The sequence below is a fragment of the Clostridium sp. MCC353 genome, from assembly GCF_018785315.1.
GTDB lineage: Bacteria > Bacillota > Clostridia > Lachnospirales > Lachnospiraceae > CHH4-2.
This window is the reverse complement of record NZ_WQPN01000143.1, coordinates 68,682-78,583: the sequence shown is the minus strand read 5'-3', so window position 1 is coordinate 78,583 and position 9,902 is coordinate 68,682. Positions and strand designations below refer to the sequence as shown.

Genomic DNA, 9,902 nt, shown 5'->3' with positions numbered 1-9,902 from the left:
TTCCATCCCTGGAGCCTAAGTTTCACTAACGGTTTCCAGACGGCTTTCATCGCCAACGGATTCCGCTCCGCCCGGTGCCACCCCTCCAAGCAGGCCTCCGCCCCCGTCCGTCCCCATTCCCAGGATTCACGGCTGTGTACTGGTCTGATAAAGGATAAATAAAGATTTGGAGAAGGGAAAAAGAAAGGGCAGAGAAGCGTTTGATTGAGATGGTGTTTGGTATTTAGAGCAGATTATGGTATGGACATTTCAAGTAACTGACGTGGGGAATAACAGTAAAATGCCTTGAGGGTTAATGTAAAAAACTTGATATTAAAACTACCTGCCGATAGCTAAATTGCATTTAATTCCCCAGCTCCAGAGAACACCAGCAGGAAAGCGGGACGAGGGGACGGACTGGATGTTTGGATGCGGGCGGGCCCAGGGGAATCCTTCGGGAATGAAAGCCATCTGGAAACCGTTAGTGAAACTTAGGCTCCAGGAATGGAAAAAGACGGGCAGAAACTGAAAACCAAATCAGTTTCTGAGATGCCCACTGAACGGTAAAGTCCCATAAAGAGTTTACCGTGAATGGGCATCGGACCGTCTTTTTCTATCCCTGGAGCCTTAGTTTCACTTACGGTTGGAAGCTGGTTTTCATCCCCGAAGGCTTCCCCTGGGCCCGCCCGCATTCAAACATCCAGTCCGTCCCCTCGTCCCGCTTTCCTGCGTACCTTTCACCAATTAAATCCAAATTTATAGCGGATAAATATTCAGCCGTTTGATTTTGCCTGTCTCGTCCATCTCGGTTAGAAAAGCAGTAACGGGGATTACGTGATTATGGTATGTGATGAAATACCATACCACATCATCGCCGATATATTTTACGCTGCTGATTTTAAATGGGCCTCCATTGAAACCGAATTTATGATGGAACATCATTTCGATGGCCATTTTACCTTCCAAATGGATGGTGTCCATGTCGGCTTTGATGACAGAAGAGTCATGGAGCACTCCGTATTCGTTAAAAAGATCTGCCAGGGCAACTTCGTCACCCTTCTGCATGCAGTCAATGTATTGCTCTAAAATTGTCATAGTGTTATCCTCCATTTCCTTCTGATTATATCTGCTCGGAACGAAGCAGGGCATCGATACCGCCGTCTACGAACAGAATGATTCCATTAATGCCGCTTGCCAGGGGAGAGGCTAAAAATACGATTCCATTGGCAATTTCCTCTGCGTCCAGAAACTCTTTTCGCCCGTAACGGGTGGGAATTGGGATCAAAAGAGCTTTATCCATCTGGGCCTCTGTCATGCCTTGGGTCATTGGCGTTGTTGTGTTGCCCGGGGCTACGGCGTTGATCCTGAGTCCGTCCACTGCCCAGGAGGGAGAAATGCGGCGGACCCAGCGTGCGAGGGCACGTTTGGAAGAGCTGTAGCAGGAGGGAGTCTGCTCTTTAGGAATATCCTGCGCATATTCTAAAACCCTCTTTTCATCCATGACATTGGAGAGCATATCGACCAAATCCATGCGGACGGTCATATTTGTAATGGAGTTGGAAGACGTTATAACACAGTTGCCGTGTTTTTTCTTCAGCAATGGGCGCAGGCCTTCAGCAATTTGAACGCTTGCAAAAAAGTTCAGTGCGAAGATAGTCTTTGGAGGCGCGGTAGGGCCCACTCCGGCATTGCAGATTAATACGTCAATTCCGTCGGGGTAGCGCCGGAAGACTTCATCAATTGCTCCCTGGCGTCCTTCAGGTGTGGAAAGGTCAGCCAGATAATCACCGCCTTTATAATCAATATTAAAAACTTCATGCCCTTGGTTCTGTAAAATGGTCCGGGCCGCAGCCCCGATTCCGGTGGTTCCACCGGTAATTACATATGTACTCAAAGTAATACCTCCTTTTAGATATTTTTGATAAATAAGTAACAGTAATTATTATTGTTTTATGAAAACATCATATCATTTATGGAAATGTTTGTCAATTTAAATAAAATATTCACAATCTACAGTATAATAATAGGGGGGAGGGGCGGGCATGATAATATAGATTGACTTTCTTTTTAGGAACAAGTAAAATATACGGTATGAGGAAAAGGAGGTGCTGAAGAAATGACATTTTTTGAAGAGTTGGGAAAAACAATCGTAGACAAAAGTAAAGTAGTAGTAGACAAAGCAAAAGATATGACGGAAGTATTACAGTTAAAATCACAAATTTCCTCTGAACGGTCCATTATTGAAGAAACATATGCCAAAATCGGTAAAGCGTATTATGAGACGCATAGAAATCTGACGGAAGATCCATATATGGAAGAATTTGAACAGATTAAGAGCCGCATGAGAAAGATTGAATCTTTAGAAGAACAGATTTCAAAATTAGAAGGAACAAGGGTTTGTGCGGAATGCGGAGCAAAGGTCGATAAAGATGCGGCTTTCTGCGGGAAGTGCGGTGCTCGTCTGGAAGATGCGGAGGAAGTGGATGACGTGTTAGACGTGGAAGACACAGAAGCAATGGAAGATGCAGAACCGACAGAAGACGTGAAGACAGTTAAGGATATTCAGGAAACGAAAAGCGCAGAAGAAATTGGAGCTGTGGAAGATACTGCGGAAACAGTGATTGAAGATACTAAAGTTAGAGAAGCGGAGGAAATCCGGGGATCTGAAGAATCTGAAAAAACAGTGCAGATTGAAGAATCAAAGGAAGATTAGAGAAGATTAGAAAGAATTGAAACTAAAAGACACGGACACGAATGTTAAACCAACATTCATGTCCGTGTCTTTCTTTTTCTGCATCCCTGTTTCATAGAAAAACCTACGAATGTTTTTCTCCTTAATGTTTGGCTCCCAACGAATAGGTGATAACAGCTCCGGCCACGGCAAGTGCAAGGCCGGCGAGCACAACCATGACAGAGAGGCCGGAGAGTTGGGCAAACAGGCCTGTATTATAAAAAATGGCAAAAGGCGAAGCGGCGATCAGGCCAAGTATGGCACAATAAGTCTGGACGCCGTAGCGTTCAAACAAAAAAGTAATCAGCTTTGCAATCAGGAAGATGCCTAGTAAAACCCCGATTCCAAAGGGGAACAGAATTAAAAAGCCGTTGGTCAAGGCGGGCACGTCCCACGCTTTCAATGCTTCTAAAAAGCCTTTGATGGAATCCAGGATTCCGTAGTAATAGCCCAGGATCATCAGTACCAGGGATCCGCTTACACCGGGAACCACCATGGTGGCGGAAGCGATGATGCCGACAAAAAAGAGAATGATCATGGTGCCTGGCGCAGCCGTTAATGTTTTTAATGTTTCATTTTCCGGATTCAGTAAAGGCAGACAGATGGAAACTGCAAATAGCAGGAGGAAGGCGGCGGCACCGCTGATTCCGATCCGGGAAGAAGTTTCGGAAAGCTTTGATTTTAAAGCATGTACAAGAACCGGAATTCCGCCCAGAATTAAGCCTACAAATGTCATACAAGTCAGATACGTGTGTTCACTCAACAGATAGCCGATGGCATAGGTGAACCCGAGTATACCGATCCCGCATCCGGCTATGATGGGCAAAAGGGTGAGAAAGCTCTTTTTCCAGTCTTTCAGAAGGTTGGAAACAGATGCAATCAGTTTATCATAAATTCCCAGAGAAACTGCCATCGTACCGCCGCTTACACCAGGAATTACATTGGCAATACCGATGAAGATTCCTTTAATCGTATCCATAATAAAAGTCATAATATAAAGTCCTTTCTTTGTGAAATTACACAGGGATAATTATATGGTTACAGGATGAGAAAGTCAAGTTAAGAGTTTGTGAGTAATCGTTCAGACGGCGGGAAAATTGATAAAGAAAGCCGCGTCAAGCTCGCTTGTAAGCGGCTTTCTTTATCAATTTTCCCATCGGATGTACATCCGATGCTTCTTGACCGGCTTTGGGTCAAGAAGATGAGCCGCCTGAACCGTTACATTTGAAAAGATATTACCGTAAAAATCATAAAAAAGATATATAAAATTTAAGAAAAATGTGTTAGACTAAATCGGATTTCAATAGAAAAGGGAAGTATTATGAAGACTATAGCGAAAGGATATGCAAAATTATTCGTATTATCCGCTGTAATTAATTTTTTAATTGAATTGTTCAGCCGTAAAAATGTTATAGATACGGTTGGTTTTATGATGAATAAACCGGAGATATTTGTTCTGAATGTTTTAATTATACTGGTTCCGTTTACGGCTGTCTGGCTTGTAAAGCATAAAATCGCGCTGATGTTGTTTGCAGGCCTTATGTGGCTGGGACTGGGAGTGATAAATGGGTTTCTGCTGATCTTCCGCACCACGCCGTTTACAGCTACGGATTTCCGGCTTGCGAAATACGGACTAAATATGCTGACTGCCTATATGAGCGTTCCCATGATCATTGCTGCGGCATCAGGGATCGTGGGAGCGGCAGCTCTTTGTGTGGCTGTGTGGAAAAAGGCGCCGGTTTATGAAGGCAAGATCCCATATGCATGGGCGGCTTTTATAACGGGAATTGGAATTGTGGTTATATTGGGAACGACAAAACTCTATATGTACCAGGGATGGGTGGCTGTTAAGTTTGGAAATATCGGCCAGGCCTATCAGGATTATGGGTTTGCGTATTGTTTTACCAACTCGATTTTCAACATCGGGATTCCAAAACCGGATGATTACAGTGAAGAAACAATTGCGGCTATTGAACAGGAGGAATTGATTCCGGTCCATACTTATGGTATCGCGGAGAATAAGACGCCTAATGTGATTATGATACAGTTGGAATCATTTTTTGACCCCATGGTTTGGGAAAATAATCCGCTGAAAGAAGATCCCATCCCCTATTTCCGCTACCTGCAGAGCAGATTCCCCAGCGGTTACCTGAGAGTTCCATCGGTTGGCGCGGGAACGGCCAATACGGAGTTTGAATGTATTACCGGCATGAATCTGGATTTTTTTGGGCCGGGAGAATACCCCTATAAAACAATTCTTAAAAAGACCGTATGTGAAAGCACTGCTTACGATTTGAAAGGCCTGGGATATTCCACCCATGCCATACATAACAATGAAGGCACGTTTTATGACAGGAATGTTGTGTTTTCACAGTTGGGATTCGATACATTCACCCCCATCGAATACATGTATGAGATAGAGCGCAATCCGACGGGATGGTGTAAGGATAAAATATTGGTCGGGGAGATCGTTAAAGCGTTGGATTCTACGGAAAACCAGGATTTTATCTATACAATTTCAGTCCAGGGCCATGGGGCCTATCCGGATTTTGAATATTACTGCAGCCAGATTCATGAGATTGATCTGTTTATCCGGGAACTTCTGCTGGAGCTGGGAGCAAGGCCGGAACCTACGGTGGTCGTCCTGTATGGGGATCATTTGCCCGGGTTTGAGTGGGATGCGGAGGAAATGAAGAATAAAACCCTGTTTGAAACTCCTTATGTGATTTGGAGCAACATGGATCTTCCCAGGGTGAAGCGGAATGTGGAATCCTATCAGCTTTCCGCCTACGTGCTGGATCTGCTGGGCATTCATGAAGGAACCATGATCCGTTACCACCAAAATTTTCTGAACCGGGAAAATGGGGATGAAGAAGAGTATTTAAAGGATATGCAGGTATTGGAATATGACATGCTTTATGGAGAACATGAGATATATGATAAACAAATGCCTTTTGAAGCGACGGATCTGCAGATAGGAATTGATCCTGTTGTGGTGAGGAAGATCGTATATAATAAGCCCAATCTGCTGATTTATGGAGAAAATTTCAACCAGTACTCCAAGCTGTGCATTGACGGGAAGGCGGTAAATACCATGTATGTATGGCCGGAACTCATCATTGCCCGGGATCTTCCTGAAAAAAAGGCGGAGGGCGGTAAAACCGAAATTACGGTGATGCAGATTGGAAGGGATAAGGTGCCTTTGGGTGAGGCTGTGACAGAAGATTTGCCGTAGCCATTGATTTTTAGCATCGGTTTGTGATAGACTAATTCAATATAAATGACAATAAGACTTTTACATAACAGGAGGAAACAAAGGATGAACCAGGAACGTTCAAGAGAAACCATATGTATCCAGGGCGGATGGCAGCCTAAGAATGGTGAGCCGAGAGTTCTGCCGATCTATCAGAGCACAACATTTAAATATGAGACAAGTGAGCAGATGGGCCGTTTGTTTGATTTGGAGGAAAACGGATATTTCTATACCCGCCTTGCCAATCCCACCAATGACGCGGTTGCTGCTAAAATCTGCGAACTGGAAGGCGGAACCGCAGCCATGCTGACTTCATCCGGTCAGGCAGCTAATTTGTATGCGATTATCAATATCTGTTCGGAAGGGGATCACGTGGTGAGCTCTGCTACAATCTATGGCGGCTCCTCCAACCTCTTTACTGTGACGTTAAAACGCTTCGGCATAGAGTTTACCCTTGTAGATCCAGATGCTTCTGAGGAAGAACTGGAACAGGCGTTCCGCCCCAATACAAAGGCCGTATTTGCCGAGACCATTGCAAATCCTGCACTGGTGGTTCTGGATATAGAGAAGTTTGCAAAGCTCGCCCATAGCCATGGAGTACCGCTGATTGTGGATAATACATTTGCGACACCCATCAACTGCCGGCCTTTTGAGTGGGGAGCGGATATTGTCACCCATTCCACCACAAAATATATGGACGGACACGCTCTGACCGTGGGCGGCTGTATTGTGGACAGCGGCAATTTTGACTGGGAAGCCCATAAGGACAAATATCCGGGGCTCACCACACCGGATGAATCCTACCATGGAATCATTTACACAGAACGCTTTGGAAAATGTGCCTATATCCAAAAAGCTACCGCGCAGCTCATGCGTGATTTAGGCTCCATCCAGTCCCCGCAGAATGCATTTCTGCTGAATATCGGCCTTGAAACCCTTCACCTGCGCATGCCATGCCATTGTGCCAATGCCCAGAAAGTGGCTGAGTACTTAAAGGGCAGAGATGATGTGGCTTGGGTCAATTATCCGGGATTAAAAGGTGATAAGTATTATGATCTGGCGCAGAAATACATGCCAAACGGCACCTGCGGCGTCATTTCCTTCGGTTTGACAGGCGGCAGACAGGCGGCTGGGGAATTTATGGATAAGTTAAAGATGGCGGCAATTGTCACCCATGTGGCGGATGCCCGTACCTCTGTACTGCATCCGGCCAGCCATACCCACAGACAGCTCAATGAACAGCAGCTGAAAGAGGCAGGAGTTGATCCGTCGCTGATCCGTTTGAGCGTAGGAATTGAGAATGCAGACGATATCATTGCCGATATTGAACAGGCGTTGAAATAATCGGCGATTTACTATCCGGGAGGGATTAAATTGGTTAAAAAACTTAGAAAACTGCTTAGAATCGTTTTTGGAAGAACCACACTGCTGGTTATATTTCTGCTGATTCAAATTGGTATTCTGATGTCCTGCTTCCGGTGGCTGAGACAGTATATGTTTTATATCTACGGCAGCTTTACTCTTTTGAGTGCTGCCGTAGTTATTTATATATTGAATAAAAAAGAAAATCCAAGTTATAAGATGGCTTGGATGATTCCTGTTTTGGTTGTGCCCGTATTCGGATCCTTATTTTACCTGTTTGTAGAGCTTCAGATCGGAGTGAAGGTGATCAACAGGCGTTTAAATGAAGCCATCCGGGATACCAGGCCCTATTTGAAACAGAATATGGATGTGCTCGGTCAGATTGAGGCACAGAGCCACAGAGAAGCGACGCTTGCCAGATATATTGATGAGTTTGGCAAATATCCGGCTTATACGAATACCGATGTTCAATATTACCCGTATGGGGAAGACGCATTTCCGGAGATGCTTAAACAGTTAAAGAGCGCCAGACATTTTATTTTTATGGAATACTTTATCGTGGAAGAAGGACTGATGTGGGACAGCATTCTGGAGATTTTAAAGGAAAAGGTAAAAGAAGGGGTAGAAGTGCGCTTTATGTACGACGGCATGTGTTCCATCGCCCTGCTTCCTTACAGCTATCCCAAGCGTCTGGAAAGCTATGGGATCAAATGCAAACAGTTTGCGCCCATTAAACCGGCTTTATCCAGCTACCAGAATAACAGGGACCATAGGAAAATTACGGTAATTGACGGCGTAACCGCATTTACCGGGGGCATTAATCTGGCGGATGAGTATATCAACCAGAAGGTGCGGTTCGGCAGATGGAAGGATACGTCCATCATGGTAAGAGGGGACGCGGTGGACAGTTACACCATGATGTTTCTTCAGATGTGGAGTATCAGCGAGCGGGTGAAGGACGATTATGCCCGGTATTTAAAACCCGCGGATTACCAATACCCCCAGGAGCTGAACCGGGAAGGGTTTGTAATACCCTATGGAGACAGCCCCATAGACCAGGAACCGGTAGGCGCCAATGTATATAAGGATATACTGAACCAGGCAACCCAATATGTCCATATTATGACGCCGTATCTGATTCTGGACGACGAAATGGTGTCGGCCCTCACTTATGCGGCAAAAAGAGGGGTTGAAACGGTCATTATCATGCCTCATATACCGGATAAAATATATGCTTATCTGCTGGCCCGGTCTTATTACCAGGAGCTGATCGAGGACGGGGTGAAGATTTATGAATACACTCCGGGATTTGTCCATGCGAAAATATTTACCAGCGATGATGAGAAAGCGGTGGTGGGAACAATTAATCTGGATTTCAGAAGTTTGTATCTGCATTTTGAATGCGGAACTTATATGTACCGGAATGCGGCGGTGAAAGCGGTGGAAGGGGATTTCCAGGACACCTTAAAGATGTGCCGGCTGATTACGCTGGAAGACTGCCGGAAATATCCTTTGGTCAAGAAGGCTGCGGGAAGTATGTTGAGACTATTTGCTCCGCTGATGTGATTTTATGGTGACAGCTCAGAGTTGTCTGAACTGCTATATTTCATATAAAAGCCGTTTTAATATCCGGATATTGGCAATGATGAATAAGATAGTGTTTTTATGCCGTGTCAAACGGCGGATTGAGAGGTAACGATGACAGAAGGTGCATTGGTTTTAGAAGGTGGTTCTCTGCGGTGCCTGTTCACATCAGGAGTGCTGGACGTGCTGGTGGAACAGGGCATAGAACTGTCTTATGTGAATGGTGTTTCGGCCGGTTCCATGTGTGGAATGAATTACATCAGCAAGCAGGTTGGGAGAACACTGAAAATCAACACACAATACGTACATGATAAGAGGTATTTGAGCTTTCGTAATATGTATAAGAACAGGGCCATTTTTAACTTCGATTTCTTGTTCGGGGAATTGAGCAATGAGCTGCTGCCATTTGACTATGAGACATTTTATAAATCAGAACAGAGATATGTAGCGGTGGCCACCAGATGCAAAACAGGAAAGCCGGAGTATTTTGAAAAGGGTGTCTGTACGGAGCTGATACCGGCAATCCAGGCGTCCAGCAGCATGCCGGTGCTTTCCCGCATGATCTCTGTGGAGGGTAAAAAATATCTGGATGGCGGTATATCCATGCCCATTGCCTATCAGAAGGCGTTGGATGAAGGCTATGAAAAAGTGGTTTTGGTTTTAACAAGGGAGCACGGGTACAGAAAAAAAGAACCGGGAAGGTGGATGAAACGGGGATATGACCGTTATTTTGCCCCTCTGCCCCAGTTGCGGGCCGCATTGGAGGAAATTCCGGAACGGTACAACCGCATGCAGGAGGAAATCGACCGGCTGGAGGAAGAGGGAAAGATTTTTGTAATACGCCCCAGAAATAAAGTGACGGTTTCCAGGATGGAGCAGGATGTGAAGAAATTGGAGGCCCTTTATCTGGAGGGGAGAGCGTTGATGGAGGAGACGCTGCCGGGACTTAGGGGGTATTTGGGGATTTGAATTGTCTTTTTTGGTGGGAGCTAC

At 45.3% G+C, this 9,902-nt stretch carries 9 protein-coding genes; 5 read left to right on the top strand and 4 right to left on the bottom strand.

The annotated features are described in order from the left end of the window. Positions 1-470: 470 nt before the first annotated feature. The 3 genes from GPL15_RS22950 to GPL15_RS22940 all read right to left on the bottom strand — a co-directional run bounded on the left by GPL15_RS22950 (position 471) and on the right by GPL15_RS22940 (position 1,873). Positions 471-671 (bottom strand): hypothetical protein, encoded by a 201-nt coding sequence (locus tag GPL15_RS22950; RefSeq protein WP_215701009.1) that lies wholly within the window; start codon positions 669-671, stop codon positions 471-473. Between the two features lie 64 nt (positions 672-735). Beyond that, complete coding sequence (locus GPL15_RS22945) at positions 736-1,074, bottom strand: hypothetical protein (RefSeq protein ID WP_215701008.1); 339 nt, start codon at positions 1,072-1,074, stop codon at positions 736-738. Positions 1,075-1,099: 25 nt separating this feature from the next. Further along, positions 1,100-1,873, bottom strand: a complete 774-nt coding sequence (locus GPL15_RS22940; protein WP_215701007.1) for an SDR family oxidoreductase — start codon at positions 1,871-1,873, stop codon at positions 1,100-1,102. Between the two features lie 222 nt (positions 1,874-2,095). Here GPL15_RS22940 and GPL15_RS22935 point away from each other — a divergent pair, with 222 nt between their 5' ends. Continuing rightward, on the top strand, positions 2,096-2,692 hold the full coding sequence (locus tag GPL15_RS22935; RefSeq protein ID WP_215701006.1) for a zinc ribbon domain-containing protein: 597 nt from the start codon (positions 2,096-2,098) through the stop codon (positions 2,690-2,692). Between the two features lie 121 nt (positions 2,693-2,813). Here GPL15_RS22935 and GPL15_RS22930 read toward each other — a convergent pair whose 3' ends face one another. Next, positions 2,814-3,701, bottom strand: a complete 888-nt coding sequence (locus GPL15_RS22930) for a DUF368 domain-containing protein (RefSeq protein WP_215701005.1) — start codon at positions 3,699-3,701, stop codon at positions 2,814-2,816. A gap of 330 nt (positions 3,702-4,031) precedes the next feature. Between GPL15_RS22930 and GPL15_RS22925 the strand changes: the two genes are divergently transcribed. From GPL15_RS22925 to GPL15_RS22910, 4 genes are all read left to right on the top strand, one after another. Continuing rightward, the gene (locus GPL15_RS22925) at positions 4,032-5,945 is read left to right on the top strand and encodes an alkaline phosphatase family protein (protein WP_215701004.1); all 1,914 of its coding nucleotides are present in this window, start codon (positions 4,032-4,034) and stop codon (positions 5,943-5,945) included. 84 nt (positions 5,946-6,029) lie between these two features. Next, positions 6,030-7,307 carry an aminotransferase class I/II-fold pyridoxal phosphate-dependent enzyme gene (locus GPL15_RS22920; RefSeq protein ID WP_215701003.1) on the top strand — a complete coding sequence of 426 codons (1,278 nt, stop codon included), beginning with the start codon at positions 6,030-6,032 and terminating at the stop codon, positions 7,305-7,307. Between the two features lie 30 nt (positions 7,308-7,337). Then, complete coding sequence (gene cls / locus GPL15_RS22915) at positions 7,338-8,891, top strand: cardiolipin synthase (protein WP_252198583.1); 1,554 nt, start codon at positions 7,338-7,340, stop codon at positions 8,889-8,891. A 132-nt stretch (positions 8,892-9,023) separates the two neighbouring features. Then, a complete protein-coding gene (locus tag GPL15_RS22910; RefSeq protein ID WP_215701002.1) occupies positions 9,024-9,878 on the top strand; it encodes a patatin family protein in 855 nt (284 codons plus the stop codon). The last annotated feature ends 24 nt before the right edge of the window (positions 9,879-9,902 follow it).

Bases quoted from the DNA above. Each gene is read 5' to 3' on its own strand.
- GPL15_RS22950 (WP_215701009.1), bottom strand. From the start codon at position 671: ATGCGGGCGGGCCCAGGGGAAGCCTTCGGGGATGAAAACCAGCTTCCA.
- GPL15_RS22945 (WP_215701008.1), bottom strand. From the start codon at position 1,074: ATGACAATTTTAGAGCAATACATTGACTGCATGCAGAAGGGTGACGAA.
- GPL15_RS22935 (WP_215701006.1), top strand. From the start codon at position 2,096: ATGACATTTTTTGAAGAGTTGGGAAAAACAATCGTAGACAAAAGTAAA.
- GPL15_RS22930 (WP_215701005.1), bottom strand. From the start codon at position 3,701: ATGACTTTTATTATGGATACGATTAAAGGAATCTTCATCGGTATTGCC.
- GPL15_RS22925 (WP_215701004.1), top strand. From the start codon at position 4,032: ATGAAGACTATAGCGAAAGGATATGCAAAATTATTCGTATTATCCGCT.
- GPL15_RS22920 (WP_215701003.1), top strand. From the start codon at position 6,030: ATGAACCAGGAACGTTCAAGAGAAACCATATGTATCCAGGGCGGATGG.
- GPL15_RS22910 (WP_215701002.1), top strand. From the start codon at position 9,024: ATGACAGAAGGTGCATTGGTTTTAGAAGGTGGTTCTCTGCGGTGCCTG.